Annotated in this window: 17 protein-coding genes and 1 tRNA gene; 14 read left to right on the forward strand and 4 right to left on the reverse strand. The window is 65.1% G+C overall.

All coding sequences use genetic code 11. The annotated features are described in order from the left end of the window. Positions 1-160 precede the first annotated feature (160 nt). The 12 genes from GIW81_RS01320 (at position 161) to GIW81_RS01375 (ending at position 10,879) form a co-directional block, all read left to right on the forward strand. Positions 161-1,165: an RluA family pseudouridine synthase gene (locus GIW81_RS01320; RefSeq protein ID WP_154737553.1), complete on the forward strand. Its 1,005-nt coding sequence runs from the start codon at positions 161-163 to the stop codon at positions 1,163-1,165. Continuing rightward, the gene (locus GIW81_RS01325; RefSeq protein ID WP_154737554.1) at positions 1,162-1,842 is read left to right on the forward strand and encodes an HAD-IA family hydrolase; all 681 of its coding nucleotides are present in this window, start codon (positions 1,162-1,164) and stop codon (positions 1,840-1,842) included. Before GIW81_RS01320 ends, GIW81_RS01325 begins: the two co-directional genes overlap by 4 nt. After that, on the forward strand, positions 1,839-2,609 hold the full coding sequence (locus GIW81_RS01330) for an ATP12 family chaperone protein (RefSeq protein ID WP_324614854.1): 771 nt from the start codon (positions 1,839-1,841) through the stop codon (positions 2,607-2,609). Before GIW81_RS01325 ends, GIW81_RS01330 begins: the two co-directional genes overlap by 4 nt. Before the next feature lie 170 nt (positions 2,610-2,779). Continuing rightward, on the forward strand, positions 2,780-3,124 hold the full coding sequence (locus tag GIW81_RS01335) for a hypothetical protein (RefSeq protein ID WP_154737555.1): 345 nt from the start codon (positions 2,780-2,782) through the stop codon (positions 3,122-3,124). Between the two features lie 31 nt (positions 3,125-3,155). Then, positions 3,156-3,503 carry a hypothetical protein gene (locus GIW81_RS01340; protein WP_154737556.1) on the forward strand — a complete coding sequence of 116 codons (348 nt, stop codon included), beginning with the start codon at positions 3,156-3,158 and terminating at the stop codon, positions 3,501-3,503. A gap of 126 nt (positions 3,504-3,629) precedes the next feature. Further along, the gene (locus GIW81_RS01345) at positions 3,630-5,162 is read left to right on the forward strand and encodes an acyl-CoA carboxylase subunit beta (protein WP_154737557.1); all 1,533 of its coding nucleotides are present in this window, start codon (positions 3,630-3,632) and stop codon (positions 5,160-5,162) included. A 39-nt stretch (positions 5,163-5,201) separates the two neighbouring features. Further along, a complete protein-coding gene (locus GIW81_RS01350; protein WP_154737558.1) occupies positions 5,202-6,308 on the forward strand; it encodes a hypothetical protein in 1,107 nt (368 codons plus the stop codon). 158 nt (positions 6,309-6,466) lie between these two features. Then, positions 6,467-6,799: a hypothetical protein gene (locus tag GIW81_RS01355; protein ID WP_154737559.1), complete on the forward strand. Its 333-nt coding sequence runs from the start codon at positions 6,467-6,469 to the stop codon at positions 6,797-6,799. 192 nt (positions 6,800-6,991) lie between these two features. Continuing rightward, positions 6,992-8,002 (forward strand): hypothetical protein, encoded by a 1,011-nt coding sequence (locus GIW81_RS01360; protein ID WP_154737560.1) that lies wholly within the window; start codon positions 6,992-6,994, stop codon positions 8,000-8,002. A 176-nt stretch (positions 8,003-8,178) separates the two neighbouring features. Next, positions 8,179-10,182 (forward strand): acetyl-CoA carboxylase biotin carboxylase subunit, encoded by a 2,004-nt coding sequence (locus GIW81_RS01365; RefSeq protein ID WP_154737561.1) that lies wholly within the window; start codon positions 8,179-8,181, stop codon positions 10,180-10,182. Continuing rightward, positions 10,182-10,571 (forward strand): RidA family protein, encoded by a 390-nt coding sequence (locus tag GIW81_RS01370; protein ID WP_154737562.1) that lies wholly within the window; start codon positions 10,182-10,184, stop codon positions 10,569-10,571. The genes GIW81_RS01365 and GIW81_RS01370 overlap by 1 nt, the downstream gene beginning before the upstream one ends. Before the next feature lie 20 nt (positions 10,572-10,591). Next, complete coding sequence (locus tag GIW81_RS01375; RefSeq protein WP_154737563.1) at positions 10,592-10,879, forward strand: acylphosphatase; 288 nt, start codon at positions 10,592-10,594, stop codon at positions 10,877-10,879. A 5-nt stretch (positions 10,880-10,884) separates the two neighbouring features. Here GIW81_RS01375 and GIW81_RS01380 read toward each other — a convergent pair whose 3' ends face one another. Beyond that, on the reverse strand, positions 10,885-11,733 hold the full coding sequence (locus tag GIW81_RS01380) for a LysR family transcriptional regulator (RefSeq protein WP_154737564.1): 849 nt from the start codon (positions 11,731-11,733) through the stop codon (positions 10,885-10,887). A 284-nt stretch (positions 11,734-12,017) separates the two neighbouring features. On the opposite strand from GIW81_RS01380, the gene GIW81_RS01385 reads away from it, so the two are divergent. Next, positions 12,018-12,344 carry a hypothetical protein gene (locus GIW81_RS01385; RefSeq protein ID WP_154737565.1) on the forward strand — a complete coding sequence of 109 codons (327 nt, stop codon included), beginning with the start codon at positions 12,018-12,020 and terminating at the stop codon, positions 12,342-12,344. A gap of 92 nt (positions 12,345-12,436) precedes the next feature. Here GIW81_RS01385 and lipB read toward each other — a convergent pair whose 3' ends face one another. Continuing rightward, positions 12,437-13,168 (reverse strand): lipoyl(octanoyl) transferase LipB, encoded by a 732-nt coding sequence (gene lipB / locus GIW81_RS01390; RefSeq protein ID WP_154737566.1) that lies wholly within the window; start codon positions 13,166-13,168, stop codon positions 12,437-12,439. A 156-nt stretch (positions 13,169-13,324) separates the two neighbouring features. Between lipB and GIW81_RS01395 the strand changes: the two genes are divergently transcribed. Further along, positions 13,325-13,411 (forward strand) — tRNA-Leu (locus tag GIW81_RS01395). A 34-nt stretch (positions 13,412-13,445) separates the two neighbouring features. Here the strand turns inward: GIW81_RS01395 and GIW81_RS01400 are convergent. Continuing rightward, positions 13,446-14,837 (reverse strand): sodium:solute symporter family protein, encoded by a 1,392-nt coding sequence (locus tag GIW81_RS01400; protein ID WP_154737567.1) that lies wholly within the window; start codon positions 14,835-14,837, stop codon positions 13,446-13,448. Between the two features lie 96 nt (positions 14,838-14,933). Next, complete coding sequence (locus GIW81_RS01405) at positions 14,934-15,338, reverse strand: DUF1622 domain-containing protein (protein ID WP_210251893.1); 405 nt, start codon at positions 15,336-15,338, stop codon at positions 14,934-14,936. Positions 15,339-15,382 lie beyond the last annotated feature (44 nt).

Raw genomic sequence — 15,382 nt, forward strand, 5'->3', positions numbered from 1 at the left:
CTGACAAATTAGGCTGTCTCGCAATTGACGGTCAAACGCCATCAACCATGCCTGGCAAGGCTGAAGCAGCCTCAAACTGCTACGGAGACTGGACATTGGCGCTGCCGGGCCCTAGGCCATCGCGCTGAGGCCTCGTTTTGAGCGCCCCCCAGAGTCCCCCATGAACGATCGCGTCGAAACTATCAAAGTGAAGCCGACCGAGGCCGACATGCGCCTCGATCGCTGGTTTCGCGTGCACTTTCCCGACGTTGGCTATTCCTACCTGCAGAAGCTGCTGCGCACCGGTCAGGTGCGGGTCAACAGCAAGCGCGCCGAGGCCAACGCCCGGCTCGTGCCCGGTGCCGAGATCCGCGTCCCGGCCATCGTGCGCAACTCGGCGAAGGACGCCAACAAGGCGCCCAGCGTGAAGCCGCCGCTCGGCCTTTCAAAGGCCGACCGCACGGCGATCGAGCGCATGATCCTGTTCGAGGACGACCACGTGCTCGTCCTCAATAAGCCGTTCGGCCTCGCCGTGCAGGGCGGCAGCGGAACCAAGCGCCACGTCGACGGCATGCTGGCGGGCATGGCCGACCGCTTCGGCGGCGAGCGGCCGCGCCTCGTGCACCGGCTCGATCGCGACACCAGCGGCGTGTTGCTGATCGCCAAACATCGCGACGCCGCGGCCAAGCTCGGCCGCGTGTTCCAGACGCGCTCGGCCGCCAAGACCTATTGGGCTCTGGTGAAGGGCGTGCCGAAGCCGCCGCAGGGCAAGATCGAGGCGCCGCTGGTGAAGGCCGCCGGCCCCGACGGCGACCGCGTGCGCAAGGCGCTGCCAGGTGAGCAGAAGGAAGCAATGCACGCCACGACGCACTATTCGGTGGTGGATCGCCTCGCCAACAAAGCCTCCTGGGTCTCACTCAAGCCGGTGACCGGCCGCCAGCATCAGCTGCGTGCTCACATGGCGCTCATCGGTCATCCCATCGTCGGCGACAACAAATACGGCGGCGACGAGAACCTTCCCGCCGAGCAGATAGAGAACAAGCTGCACCTGCACGCCCGCCGCCTGGTGCTTCCGCATCCGGTTACGGGCGAAAAGATCGACGTCACGGCGCCGCTGCCCGAGCACATGCGCAAGACCTGGGATCTGCTCAGCCTCGACGCCGACCGCTACGAGGACGTGCAATGAAGCTCGTCGTTCTCGATTGCGACGGCACGCTCGTCGACAGCCAGAACGGCATCTGCGAGGCGATGACGCACGCCTTCACCGGTTTCGGTCTCGTTCCGCCAACGCGCGCGGCGACCCTCGCCATCGTCGGCCTATCGTTGCCGGAAGCCTTCATGGCACTGGCGCCGGAGCAGGACGATGCCCTGCGCGCCAAGATGGTTGCCCGCTACAAGTCGGCGTTCCTCGAGATCCGCCGCGAGCCGGACCTGCACGAGCCTCTGTTCGACGGTATCGCCGCCGCGGTCGAGACGTTCGGTGGCCGCGACGACGTGGTGCTCGGCATTGCCACCGGTAAATCGAAGAAGGGCATCGACCGGCTGTTCGCGCGTGAGGGCTGGGGCCAGCGCTTTGTCACCGTGCAGACCTCCGACGACCACCCGTCGAAGCCGCATCCGGCCATGTTGCGCGCGGCGATGGCGGAGGCGGGCGTCGGCCCTGAGCGAACCGTCATGGTGGGCGACACCACATTCGACATGGAAATGGCCCGGGCAGCCGGCGTCGGAGCGCTGGGCGTGGGCTGGGGCTATCATTCCATCGACGAGTTGCAGCGGGCGGGCGCGCATGCCGTGGTCGGCAATTGCCATGACCTTCCCGCCGACATCGATGCCTTCTTTTCCACGCGGGAGCGGGCTGCGTGAGCGAACCGGGCGACAAGGCCCCGGCTGCCAGCAAGGTCCCCGGCAAGGAGGCGCTGAGACCGCCACTGCCGAAGCGCTTCTACAAGAACGTCACCGTGGGCGAGGCCGAGAACGGCTTCTCCATCCTGCTCGACGGCCGGTCGGTCCGCACGCCCAAGAAGCTGCCGCTGATCGTTCCCACCCGGGCGCTCGCCGATGCGATCGCCGAGGAATGGGCGGCGCAGACCGAGCGCATCGACCCCGTCACGATGCCGCTGAGCAAGCTTGCCATCACCGCCATCGACGGGGTTACCGGCAGCATGGACGAGGTCGCTGCCGACATCGTCCGCTTCGCTGGCAGCGATCTCCTCTGCTACCGCGCCGAGGCGCCGGCAGCGCTGGCCGAAATGCAAGCGCTCGTCTGGGATCCCATCCTGCGCTGGGCGGAAGCTGAGACCGGCGCGCGCTTCCTGCTGGCCGAGGGCGTGATGCCGGTTACCCAGAATCGCGAGGCACTGTCACGGGTCAGCGACCTCGTCGCGCCTTACGGCGCCTTTGCGCTCACGTGCCTGCACGTGATGACGACACTCACCGGATCGGCGTTCTTAGCTCTTGCCGTAGCCAAGGGCCGGCTGACCGCCGAGGAGGCCTGGAACGCCGCACATCTGGATGAGGACTGGCAGATCGCCCGCTGGGGTGTGGACGTCGAGGCCGCTGAACGACGTGCACACCGGCACGCCCAAATGCTCGCCGCGAGCCGTTTTCTACAGCTGCTATCCGCCGCTTGAGGCCCTATTTTGCGGGCTGTTACGCCGGGAACAGCGGCCGGGACGATCAGATACTAGTGTCACCGCCACCCGAGGTATCAGCCCGAGGAGCGGACCATGTTGAGCCTTTTCGATTTTGCCATTCTCGTGATCGTCGTCGCGGCGATGCCGCTCGTCATCAAGGCCGGCCGATGATCGCATCCACATTCGACCTGTGGGTCGCGGTCGGCGTCGTAATCATGATGCCGCTGATCATTGCCGTGAACTTCAACCGCCAGGCCGGCGTGATGGGCTACGTGTGGCGCGAGGCGCCGGGTCTCGCCCGCGTTGGGCTCGTGTTTCTCGCGCTGACTTGGATTTCCGCCATCCAATCGCTGTTGACCCACTATGGCGTCCTGCTGGCGCAAGTCGATGACGTCATCTCACTCGTGCTGGGCATTCCGATGTTCGCGCTGTCGATGATCATTCTGATCTGGGGAGCCGTCCTGCTTGTGCGGTTCCTGAATAGCGGCCGAACGCCTGATTCCGCCACTTGATTTCTACTCGCCACGCTATTTGGAGGCGCCGATGCAACCCCTCGATACCTATCACCTCGTGCTCAATATTTTCGTCGCGGTGGTGATGCCGCTGCTCATTCTCGCCAACGTCATGGGCTGGGGCGCCCGCACCCCGGTGAGCGACTTTTTGTGGCGCGACCACACCAACTTCATGCGTATCTCGATGCTCATCATCGGCCTCTTGGCCCTCTGGTCGATGGTTCAGCTCGCTGCTCACTTCGGTCTGATTTCCACCGGCGCAGCCGACGTGGCGATGCCGGTCCTGGGCATCCCCTTCCTCATCCTGGCCGTCGTCGAGATCTGGCTCGCCTTCCGGGCACTGCAGGATTACCTGCGGATACGCCGCAGCCAGGCTTAGCGGGCGCCCGAGGCCCGAAACGCCGCACTTTCAACCGGCTTGGCCCGCGTTCTCACGGGCCAAGCCGCATGCTATGAGCCCTCTCGACGGTTTGGCGCCGGCAAGGCGCGTGCGCGAGGGAAGATCATGAAGGACATCATCGAAGAGCTGGAGAAGCGCCGGGCAGAGGCACGTCTCGGCGGTGGCCAGGCGCGTATCGACGCCCAGCACAAGCGCGGCAAGCTGACGGCCCGCGAGCGCATCGAGCTCCTGATGGACGAGAACTCCTTCGAGGAGTTCGACACCTTCGTCGAGCACACCTGCACCGACTTCGGGATGGAGAAGCAGAAGACGCCGGGCGACGGCGTCGTCACCGGCTGGGGCACCATCAACGGCCGAGTCGTCTACGTCTTCGCCAAGGACTTCACGGTCATGGGCGGCTCGCTGTCCGGGAGCCACGCCCGCAAGATGACCAAGATTCAGGACATGGCGCTCAAGAACCGTGCGCCGATCATCGGCCTATTCGACGCCGGCGGCGCCCGCATCCAGGAGGGCGTCGACGCGCTCGGCGGCTACGGCGAGGTGTTCACCCGCAACGTGATGGCCTCGGGTGTCATTCCGCAGATCTCCGTCATCATGGGGCCGTGCGCCGGCGGCGACGTCTACTCGCCGGCCATGACCGACTTCATCTTCATGGTGAAGGACACGAGCTACATGTTCGTCACCGGCCCGGACGTCGTGAAGACCGTGACCAACGAAACGGTCACGGCCGAGGAGCTGGGCGGCGCCAAGGTGCACACGACCAAGTCGTCGATCGCCGACGGAGCCTACGAGAACGATGTCGAGGCGCTCTTGCAGATGCGCCGCCTGATGGACTTTCTGCCGTCGAACAATATGTCCGGCGTTCCCGAGCTGCCGACCTCCGACAGTGCCGACCGTCCCGACTATTCGCTCGACACGCTCATTCCGGACAACCCCAACAAGCCCTACGACATCAAGGAGCTGATCCTCAAGGTCGTGGACGAGGCGGACTTCCTGGAGATCCAGGAAGCCTACGCGCGCAACATCGTCACGGGCTTTGCCCGCATGGAGGGCCGCACGATCGGCATCGTCGCCAACCAGCCGATGGTTCTCGCCGGCGTGTTGGATTCGGATGCCTCGCGCAAAGCGGCGCGCTTCGTCCGCTTCTGCGACTGCTTCGAGATCCCCATCATTACCTTCGTCGACGTGCCGGGGTTCCTGCCGGGCACCGCGCAGGAATACGGCGGCCTCATCAAGCACGGCGCCAAGCTGCTGTTCGCCTTCGCCGAAGCGACCGTGCCGAAGATCACCGTCATCACCCGCAAGGCCTACGGCGGCGCCTACGACGTGATGAGCTCCAAGCACATCCGCGGCGACGTGAACTACGCCTGGCCGTCGGCCGAGATCGCGGTGATGGGCGCCAAGGGCGCGGCCGAAATCCTCTATCGCGCCGACCTCGCCGACCCGGAGAAGATCAAGGCGCGCATCGACGAGTACCAAAAGCGCTTCGCCAACCCGTTCGTCGCCGCCGAGCGCGGCTACATCGACGAGGTGATCCTGCCGCACGGCACGCGCCGGCGCATCTGCCGGGCGCTGAACATGCTGCGCAACAAGACCCTCGAGAATCCCTGGAAGAAGCACGACAACATTCCGCTGTAGGGGCGAGCCATGGTCCGATCCGGGCGAGATGCGCTGCGATTGGACAGGGTTCTTGTTGTCGTTTTGGCACTCCTGGTTTCGGCGCTGCCGTCGTACGGGGCCGAGATCGGGCCCGGTAATCCACCTGTCTGCGAGCTGAAGCTCGAGGGCCCCATCGAGGCTGGGGACAGCGAAAAGCTGACCACGGCACTCTATGCCCTGGGGGCCTCCGGTGGCTTCGACAGCCGCAGCGTGAGCTTGTGTCTCAACAGTCTCGGCGGCAACTACGACGAAGCGCTGAAGCTGATGACGGCATTGCTCACGTTCACCAACGTGGCGACCGTCGTCGATGCCGGTTCTGAGTGCTACTCGGCTTGCGCCTTCCTGTTCCTCGCGGGCAATGCCCAGCGGTCGGAGGATGGGGAGCTGGCGCCCAACCGCACTCTCGACGTGCGGGGGACGCTGGGCTTTCACGCGCCCTACCTGCAGACCGGCACCGGCACAGACGTTACCGCGGCGACAATCGAGAACTTCCGCCGCGGTGTCAGCGCCATCGCCAAGATGCTGGAGATCGATCGCCGCGAGCTGATCCCGCGCGGCCTGCTGGCCAAGGCGCTGCAGGTGGGCGCGAACGAGCTCCTCTACGTCGACACCATCGAAAAGGTCGGCGTCTGGTCGATCAAGTTGAAGGGCTATAAGCCGCCCGCGGCGCTGACCTCGAAGATGCTCGATCAGGCGTGCCGCAACAAGGATATGTGGACCAACTTCTCGCATACAGTGCTCGGGCGCCCGGCCGGCGATCCCGAGTCATTGCACGGCTTGCGGCAGTCCGACTTCCCGGAGATCCGCGGTTCGGACGAGCCGATCCAACTCGCGCAGGGCCGCCATCGCCAGGTGCTCGATCTCTTCGGCCACGAGGCGACGAACGTGTGCATCATCGACGTTTATGCGGACGAGAAGAATGAGCTGTTCTTAGCGCTCACGATGTTCCCTGCCGATCAGGAGCAGCCAAAGCCCGAGCCATTCGCGGAGCAGGTGACGGCGAGGCTGAATGATCCGCAGAGCCTCGAGGTCATCTCGGACCCGCTCTGGTACGTCTATGCGCCGGATACCCCACTTATGAGCCTCGGGCGCCCGATGGCCGCGGTGCAGCCTCCCGCGCCATAGGCCGGGGCTGCTGATTCCGCGGCCGATTCCGCCGCCTTACGCACATGAACGGCAGCTGTAACCATCATTCAGAACGGGTTCAAAGCGCCGACGGCATTGTCCGCCCCATCGAACACGCCGCTCCACAGTGGGGCGGTCATCCGAGGAAGAGGTGGACCATGAACAAGATCATTCTCGCGACGGCTACGGCCCTTATCGCCACGACCGCTGCGGCTTCCGCTGCCAGCGTCAACGACCGCCAGGAGTACCAGGCCAAGCGTATCGAGCAGGGCCGCCAGACCGGCAAGATCACGTGGACCGAGGGCCTGAAGCTGCGCGCCGAGCAGAAGCACATCGCCAACAAGGAATCTCAGTTCAAGTCGGACGGCTACCTGACCAAGTCGGAGCGCCGTCAGCTCCGCTACATGCAGAACGACGCTTCGGAGCACATCGCCGACGAGAAGAGCGACAGCCGCAAGCGCGCGTGGTGGCTCCCCCGCGTCGGCAAGTAAGCCGCTCCAAGTGCCACTGTTTGCAGACTCGCGGGCCGCCTTCGGGCGGCCCTTTCTTTTGGGCCACACGCCGCGGCCTGATGCGGTGGCGCAACACCGGAATCCTATGCCCCGTCGCGGGTCAGGCGTTAGCCAATTGGTAAGTCCGATTTCCTACTCTCCCGGCCATGTACTTTTGCGAGCGGGGCTGAGATGAGCGCGTTGCAGTCGCTTCCGATTACCGAGATGTTGCAGCGGGGCAGCATCCACGACGTCGACGTGTTGAGGCTGAAGAGCGCCTTCCACAGCGACGGGTCGATTTCCGCCGACGAGGCTGAAGCGCTTTTCACCCTGAATGAGACGTGCCAGAGCCAGGACCCCTCGTGGGCCGAGTTCTACATCGATGCGTTGACCGACCATCTCGTCTGCCAGGTCGAGCCCGAGGGCTACATGACGGCCGAGGAAGGCAAACGCCTCATCGACCGCATCGCTCCCGGTGGCATCATCGCCCGCAAGTCCAACGTCGACCTCATCGTCAACGTTCTCGACAAGTCGCGCTGGTCGCCGGTTAGCCTGTCGCGCCTCGCGCTGGAGCAGGTGAAGCGCGCCGTCGTCGAGGGCGATGGTCCGCTGCGCGAGCAGTATCCCGATCAAGCCGGTTCGATCCGCGAATGCGAGGTCGAGCTGATCCGCCGCATCCTCTATGCCTTCGGCGGCGACGGTCATGTTGCCATCACCCGCCCCGAGGCAGAGGTGCTGTTCGACATCAACGACGCCATTGCCGACCCGCAGGCCAACGCCGCGTGGACCGATCTGTTCGTCAAGGCGGTAACGAACTGCGTCATGGCTGCTTCCGGGCAGGCCATGCCGACCCGCGAAGAGGCCCTGCACCGCGATGCGTGGCTGATGGAAGCCACGGGCGAGCTGTCGCCGCTGGCGCTCTTGTCGGCCATGGTCTCCTCCAGCATCGAGGCGGTCCGTGCCGCCTACCAGGAGCAATCCGCCGAGGAGCGCGCGCTCGCCCGCCTGGAGCAGCAGCGCATCGAAATCATCACCAACGAGGAGATTACGCAGGCCGAGGCCGCGTGGCTCTGCGAGCGGATCGGCCGCGATGGGCGTCTGACACCCAACGAGGCGGCGCTGGTCGCCTACCTGCGCAAGGAAAGCCCCAAGATCCACCCCGATCTGCAAGCGGCCGTCGAGCGGCTCGCCCAGGCCGCCTGACGCACTCAGCGTTCACGGCCAATGGGCGGCTGCAAATGCCTGCAGAAGGCTACCTCTGCGCGCATTTAGCCGCCCGCTTGCCAGTTTACGACACTTCAATGGCCGTCTAGAACGTGAGCTACTCAACCGGCTGGCGGCTCCTGCGGGCGCGCCTACCTAGCGGACCATCAGGGGTTATGTTCAAAAAAATTCTGATCGCCAATCGTGGCGAGATCGCCTGCCGCGTCATCAAGACTGCACGCAAAATGGGCATCAAGACCGTCGCGGTCTATTCGGATGCCGACCGCGATGCCCTGCATGTGGAAATGGCCGACGAGGCCGTCCACATCGGTCCCCCGCCCGCCGCCCAGTCTTATCTGCTCATCGACAAGATCGTCGACGCCTGCAAGCAGACCGGCGCCGAGGCAGTCCACCCCGGTTACGGCTTTTTGTCCGAGCGCGAGTCGTTCCCCGTCGCGCTCCAGAAGGCGGGCGTGGTGTTCATCGGCCCCAATCCCAAGGCGATCGCCGCCATGGGCGACAAGATCGAGAGCAAGAAGGCTGCCGCTGCAGCCAAAGTCTCGACCGTCCCGGGCTACATGGGCGAGATCGCCGACATCAAGCACGCGGTGAAGATTGCCGAGGACATCGGCTACCCCGTGATGATGAAGGCCTCGGCTGGCGGCGGCGGCAAGGGCATGCGTATCGCCTTCAACCGCAAGGAGGTCGAGGAAGGCTTCCCCCTCGCCAAGTCCGAGGCGAAGGCGTCGTTCGGCGACGACCGCATGTTCATCGAGAAGTTCATCGTCGATCCGCGCCACATCGAGATCCAGCTGATCGGCGACAAGCACGGCAACGTCATCTACCTGAACGAACGTGAATGCTCGATCCAGCGGCGCAACCAGAAGGTCATCGAGGAGGCACCCTCGCCGCTGCTCGATGAGAAGACGCGCCGGGCAATGGGCGAGCAGGCTGTCGCGCTGGCCAAGGCCGTCGGCTACGACAGCGCCGGTACGGTCGAGTTCGTCGCCGGGCAAGACCGCAGCTTCTTCTTCCTGGAAATGAACACCCGTCTGCAGGTCGAGCATCCGGTCACCGAGCTGATCACCGGCGTCGACCTGGTCGAGCTGATGATCCGCTCCGCCGCCGGCGAGAAGCTGCCTTTCAAGCAGTCGGACGTGAAAATCAAAGGCTGGTCGGTCGAGAGCCGCGTCTACGCCGAGGACCCGTTCCGCAACTTCCTGCCGTCCATCGGCCGCCTGGTGAAGTATCGCCCCCCGGCGGAGACCACCGCCAACGGCATCACGGTGCGCAACGACACCGGCGTATTCGAGGGCGGCGAGATCTCGATGTACTACGATCCGATGATCGCCAAGCTCGTCACCCACGGGCCGACCCGCGAGGCGGCCATCGACGCCCAGGCCGAGGCGCTCGATAGCTTCTATATCGACGGCATTCAGCACAACATCCCGTTCCTCACGTCGCTCATGCAACACCCTCGCTGGCGCAAGGGAGCGCTGTCGACGGGCTTCATCGCCGAGGAATTCCCCGAGGGCTTCAAGGGACGCGACGCTGCCGGCGAGGAACAGCGGATCGTCGCCGCCGTCGCCGCCGTCATCGATCATGAAAGCAACGTCCGCCGTCGCGAGATCACGCATCAGATGACCGGCGAGCCGGTGAGTTTCGCCCGCCGGCGCGTGGTCAAGGTGCAGAACGCCATGCTCCCCGTCGAGGTGGCGACCAGCGGCGACAGCTACCGCGTCACCTTCGTCGACGGGGGCGAGGTGCTGCAACTCAAGTCGAATTGGCGTCCCGGCGACCCGGTATGGGCCGGCACGATCGGCAACAAGCATGTCGCGGTGCAGGTCCGCCCGGTGCTCAACGGCGTGAAGCTGGCGTATCGCGGCATCCAGGTGCCGGTCTACGTCTACACCGAGCGGGAGGCGGGTCTCGTCGCGCTGATGCCGGAGAAGGCCGCGGCCGACACCTCCAAGTTCCTGCTTTGCCCGATGCCGGGTCTCGTCAAGGCCATCCACGTGGGTGAAGGGCAGGATGTCGAGGCCGGTGACGCTCTGGCCGTGGTCGAGGCGATGAAGATGGAGAACATCCTCCGCGCCGAGCGCAACGGTAAGGTCAAAAAGGTCAACGCCAAGCCGGGCGACAGCCTGGCCGTCGATGCCATCATCCTAGAGTTCGTCTGATGTCCAATCGCAAGCTTATTTCCTCCGGCTCGGAGTTCGAGCGCAAGATCGGCTACTCGCGCGCCGTCGCCGACGGCCGCTGGGTGTTTGTTTCCGGCACCACCGGCTTTGACTACGCGACGATGACCATCTCCGATGACGTCGTCGCCCAGACCGACCAGGCCTTCAAGAACATCGCTGCCGCTTTGGCGCAGGCCGGATCGTCCTTGGCGGACGTCGTGCGGGTGCATTACCTGCTGACCCGCAAGGAGGACTTCGAGCCCATCTGGCCGGTGCTGCAGAAGTACTTCGGCGACGTCCGCCCGGCCTGCACCGTGATGGTGACCGGTCTCGTCGACGAGAAGATGCTTATCGAGATCGAGGTCACGGCTCTGAAGCAGGGCGACTGACCGGCACTCGGGGCAAGCCCATGAACGAGGCGACGCGCACCGTTCATCTCCGCATCGAAGGCCGCGTCCAGGGCGTCGGCTACCGTGCCTTCGTCGAGATGCGCGCGACCGCGCTCGGCCTCAGCGGCTGGGTGCGCAATCGGCGCGACCGCTCGGTAGAGGCCGTCGTGCAAGGTCCGACAGCGACGATCGACGATATGCTCGAAGCATGCCGTAAGGGTCCGCCGGGCTCGCGCGTCGATCGCGTCGAGCTCATCGGCGAAGGCGTCGGCTGCTTCGATGGCTTCGAGGTGCGGCCGACGGCCTGATGCGGTCAGGCGTGCTTCTTCGCCAGCTGCCGCAGGCTTTTGAGGATCGGCTCATAGGCCTCCTCGTTGTGCGCCTCCGGGTAGACCGCATAGACGGGATAGATGAACTTGCGGGCGCGCTTTGGCTGTCGCAGGCGCCCGCGCGCGATATGCGAGCGCACGAGCCGGATCGGAAAGTAGCCCGAGCACTCGTTGTTCAAGAGGTAATTGATGCCGGCCGGGCCAAGGTCGAGGTTGAGGCCCGGGTTGGTCAACTCCGGGTAGGCGGCGGCATGGTCCTTCTGGAAGTCGGGACCCCAATCGACGAACACGTAGTCGGTCGAGGTGCGCCGCTGGTTTGCCGGCGCGCTCGTCACTAAGACGAACTCCTCATCGAACAGGTGCTCGATCATCAGGCCAGGGGGCTGCGTCGGCCGGTACATCACCGCCAGGTCGAGGGAGCCCTCGAGGAGGCGCTGGGTGAGTACAATCGACAGCCCGCTGGTGGCCGAGACCGCGATGTCGGGGGTGTTGGAGCGCATCCACGACACCCAGCGAAGCAGGAACCCATCCCAGAAGGCGATCGGGGCGCCCACCGCCAGGTGGTCGCTGTGCTGATCCGAGGTGCCGACCTCGAGCTGGGCGCGCTGCCACACGCGAATGAGCGCCATGGCGTGCTTCTGGAACTGCTCGCCGGCCGCAGTGAGCTCGGCGCCGTACTTCGAGCGCTCGAAAAGCTCTCTTCCCAGCAGGTCTTCGAGGCCTTTGATGCGCGCCGACACGGTCGACTGCGTGATGTTCATCTTGCGGCCGGCATCGATGAAGCTGCCCGTCTCGGCGACCATCAGAAAGGTGCGTGCGAGATTGACGTCCATGTGTCTCGATGGGGTGATGAACGCTGCAAAACCTATCTATCGAAATTTTCGATAGTGGTCACCGGAAAATTCCGTTTGTGAATGGGGTTGATTCTAACCAAATTGGTCAGCGTCCCGACAGAGTCGAATCCGATTCGGCTCTATATGCTCGGGTTCACAATGGAAGGACGACTAACATGGCTGCTAAAGCGAAGAAACCTGCGAAGAAGGCCGCGAAGAAACCGGCTGCCAAGAAGAAGAAGAAGTAGTCGGTCTCCTCCCAGGAGATCAACAGGGTTGCCGTGATGTCCAGATGGATCCTTGCGGCGTCTCTGAGCGTAGCTCTGGTGTGGCCCCCGAGTGCGTTCGCGTCATTCATTACCAACCGAGATGACAAGGCTCACAAGGTCAGCGTCATCGAGGGAAATGCGGCGGCGGCCCATATTTTACGGCCGTCGGCGAAGCTCGAAGGGGTTTGTATCAAGGGCTGCGTGATCCGCCTCAACGATAGTGAAAAGGACGAGTACGAGCTCAAGGGCTCGGAGGTCCTGTCGATTGAGGACGGCTACCTCTTCTACGATGGGGCGCCCGCATCCGCGGTGCCAAAGGCCGGTGATGCGGATCGGCCTTGAGAGCCCATCGCAAGACAGAGGCAGGTTAGCAACGCTACGCATTGGAAGCCCGGCCCACCTAGGGGGCCGGGCTTTCGCTTGCTGGGTGATGGCTACGCCAAGGCGGTGACGCGAGACGTCGCGTAAGGCGGCGCGGCATCCGCCGTAGGTCCGAAACGGCGCTCGAAATGCGTCCGCAAGGCGTTATCCACAACTTCCATCGCATGGCCGAGACCGAGGTCGGCAAGGCTCGTCACCCCATGTCCGGCGATGCCGCAGGGAACGATACCGTCGTAGTGGGAGAGGTCCGGACCGACGTTGAGGCTGATGCCGTGCAGGCTGACCCCCTTCGAAAGCCGCAAACCTAGGGCGGCGATCTTCTCCTCGACGCCCGCACCCTTCTCGGGGCGGGGCACCCACACCCCGATCCGCTCCGCGCGCGTCTCGCCGACGACGCCGAGGCCGGCCAGCGACGCGATCAGCCACGCCTCGAGCGAGGCCACGAAAGCGCGGACGTCGCCGCCGCGACGCTTCACGTCGAGCATCACGTATGCCACCCGCTGCCCGGGACCATGATAGGTGAGCCGTCCGCCCCGTCCGGTCTGAAACACGGGAAAGCGGTCGGCGCGGAGAAGCTCATCGGGGCGCGAGCTCGTGCCGGCCGTATAGAGAGGCGGGTGCTCGAGCAGCCAGACGAGCTCGGGTTGGGTACCGGCGGCGATGGCCGCGGCGCGCTCCTGCATGGCGCGCACCCCATCAAGATAATCGATCGGTGTGCTGCTCTTTGCCCAGGCGATCGGGGCGGTCTTGGGATCGCTTGGCGGCTCAGGTGCCCTTTGATGCATGGCTCAGTCTAGGTCCCGGCGGCGGCGAGGGCCAGCGGGCCTGCGCCAGGGGCGATTTGCCGCCGCGAGCGCTGTGAGCCGCGGAATTTTGGGCCTCCACTGCGCTTGTTCCGGCGGCGCAACTTGGCTATATGAGCGCTCTCATTCACCCGGCTTGCGGTCGTGGCGGAATTGGTAGACGCACTACCTTGAGGTGGTAGCGCTGGAAACGGCGTGGAAGTTCGAGTCTTCTCGACCGCACCAACTTTCCTGATAGCTCGGAAGTTGAACTCCCCGCTCACGGGGAGCGCGTCTCCTTGGTGAGCGCGGCCACGGCGACATAGGCCAGCGCCGAGCATCCGAGCGCGACCAGGTAGGGCGCCTCCCACTCGAGGACGAAGCGGCCCACCGCCCAGATCAGCGTTCCCAGGCAAATCGATACGGCTGCGCTCGCCGCGCCGCCGAAGCGCGTGAACAGGCCGAAGGCGGCCGACACGAAGACGCCGGCACTGCCGAAGGCCGAGGCGATCTCGACCAGCTCCTTGATGCGGTCCGACGTGATCGCCAGGACGAAGGCGACGGCGGTCAGGGCGACGACGCTCAGGCGTGCGGCGATGAGCTTGCCGCGGATGCCGATCGTCGGAACGAGGCGGACGACGATGTTGTGCGACACCTGCGCGCCCGAGGCATGCAGGGCGGAGTGCACCACCGACAGGATGGCCGAGATCAGCGCCCCGCCGAAGATCACGTAGTGCCATTGGGGCAGGTAGTGCTCGGAGAGCACCGAGATGACCTGCTCGGAATCGACGAGCTTGGCCTTCAGCTCGGGTGTCGAGGGGACGAGGCCCGACGCGGCGAGGCCGAGGAACACCGGCAGCAGACCGACGACGATGTACATGGTTCCGCCGGCGATCGTGCCGCCGCGCGCCACTTCTGCCGAGCGGGAGCCGAGGAAGCGCGATATCAGCTCGATGGCGACGAACGAGCCGAAGAAGGCGACCGCGACGGCCTCGGTCAGCTCCAACGGCGTGCCGTGTGCCTCGGTGGCCAGCACGAGATGGTCGACGGGCATGTTCTGCAGGGCGGGTGCAACGCCTCCGGCCGCAACGGCGACCGTGATGGTCAGGACGATCAGACCGACGATGACCGCCGTTCCCTGCAGGAAGTCGGTGACGGAGTCGGCCAGCAACCCGCCGATGACCGAGTACGAGGCGACGAGCAGGGCCGCGAGGATGATGGCGTTCTGCAACGACAGGTCGGAGCTGGAACTCAGCACCTGCCCGAAGGCGCGGATCTGCGCCGCCGCCCAGAACACCGATCCGGGCAGCAGGATGATCACCACCAGCTTCTCGACCCCGGGAGAGAAGCGCTCGCGGAACACGTCGGCGAAGGTGGTGACGCCCTTGCGCCAGAGGGTCGCCGCGTAAAGCGCGCCGGCGGCGATGACCGCGAGGCCGTAGGCGAACGGATCGACAAGCGCGCCCGACAGCCCTTTGTCGTACACCTCGGCGGAGGTCGCCACGATCGCCTCGGCGCCGAACCACGTGGCGAACACGGAGAAGGCGACGAGCGTTGGCCCGAGGCTACGCCCGGCGAGGATGTAGTCCGCCTCGGTTTTGACGCGCCGCGACACCCAGATGCCCACGGCGAACTGCGCCAGCACGTAGGCGATCATTCCGAACAGGATCATTGCGGCCCCCCGGCGGCGTCATCTGCCGGCGATCATGGCCGCAGGCGCTGGGCAAGGACAAGCCGTCTTAGAGCTGCGGACGGGGCGATGGACCGGTCACGTCGGCCCGAGCTGCTCGGGGACCTGGGCCTCGCGGGCCAGCCGGGTCGTCTCCCACGGCCAGTGTCCGTTGATCTCGACGTCGAGGGAGATCGACAGGAACGTGCGGATGAGGACGATGCCGCCCAGCACGGCAATGCCCTGCAAGGTCGGGTCGACGACGACCGACTTCAGGATGTCCGCCGCGATCAGGATTTCCAGGCCGATCAGGATGCCGCGGCCGAGATTTGCCCGGTAGTCGCGGTAGTTGGCGAGAAACCCCGACTGCGCCACGCGCACCACGAAAGCCGCCGTCGAAATGGCGACGGCGAACAGGATGACGGCGAAGGCGGTGATGTCCAGCACCTCGCTCGTCCAGAGTGCGATATCCCTCATCGGCAGGTTCACCAACGCCGCAGCCATCGATTGGCCCACATATCCCTCTGCAGGTATGGGGAGATTGCGGC

It is taken from the genome of Hyphomicrobium album (genome assembly GCF_009708035.1).
Taxonomy (GTDB): Bacteria; Pseudomonadota; Alphaproteobacteria; order Rhizobiales; family Hyphomicrobiaceae; genus Hyphomicrobium_A; species Hyphomicrobium_A album.

Excerpts from the sequence above, each read along its gene's own strand:
- GIW81_RS01320 (WP_154737553.1), top strand. The coding sequence starts at position 161 with ATGAACGATCGCGTCGAAACTATCAAAGTGAAGCCGACCGAGGCCGAC.
- GIW81_RS01325 (WP_154737554.1), top strand. The coding sequence starts at position 1,162 with ATGAAGCTCGTCGTTCTCGATTGCGACGGCACGCTCGTCGACAGCCAG.
- GIW81_RS01335 (WP_154737555.1), top strand. The coding sequence starts at position 2,780 with ATGATCGCATCCACATTCGACCTGTGGGTCGCGGTCGGCGTCGTAATC.
- GIW81_RS01340 (WP_154737556.1), top strand. The coding sequence starts at position 3,156 with ATGCAACCCCTCGATACCTATCACCTCGTGCTCAATATTTTCGTCGCG.
- GIW81_RS01345 (WP_154737557.1), top strand. The coding sequence starts at position 3,630 with ATGAAGGACATCATCGAAGAGCTGGAGAAGCGCCGGGCAGAGGCACGT.
- GIW81_RS01355 (WP_154737559.1), top strand. The coding sequence starts at position 6,467 with ATGAACAAGATCATTCTCGCGACGGCTACGGCCCTTATCGCCACGACC.
- GIW81_RS01360 (WP_154737560.1), top strand. The coding sequence starts at position 6,992 with ATGAGCGCGTTGCAGTCGCTTCCGATTACCGAGATGTTGCAGCGGGGC.
- GIW81_RS01365 (WP_154737561.1), top strand. The coding sequence starts at position 8,179 with ATGTTCAAAAAAATTCTGATCGCCAATCGTGGCGAGATCGCCTGCCGC.
- GIW81_RS01370 (WP_154737562.1), top strand. The coding sequence starts at position 10,182 with ATGTCCAATCGCAAGCTTATTTCCTCCGGCTCGGAGTTCGAGCGCAAG.
- GIW81_RS01375 (WP_154737563.1), top strand. The coding sequence starts at position 10,592 with ATGAACGAGGCGACGCGCACCGTTCATCTCCGCATCGAAGGCCGCGTC.
- GIW81_RS01380 (WP_154737564.1), bottom strand. The coding sequence starts at position 11,733 with ATGGACGTCAATCTCGCACGCACCTTTCTGATGGTCGCCGAGACGGGC.
- GIW81_RS01385 (WP_154737565.1), top strand. The coding sequence starts at position 12,018 with ATGTCCAGATGGATCCTTGCGGCGTCTCTGAGCGTAGCTCTGGTGTGG.
- lipB (WP_154737566.1), bottom strand. The coding sequence starts at position 13,168 with ATGCATCAAAGGGCACCTGAGCCGCCAAGCGATCCCAAGACCGCCCCG.
- GIW81_RS01400 (WP_154737567.1), bottom strand. The coding sequence starts at position 14,837 with ATGATCCTGTTCGGAATGATCGCCTACGTGCTGGCGCAGTTCGCCGTG.
- GIW81_RS01405 (WP_210251893.1), bottom strand. The coding sequence starts at position 15,338 with ATGGCTGCGGCGTTGGTGAACCTGCCGATGAGGGATATCGCACTCTGG.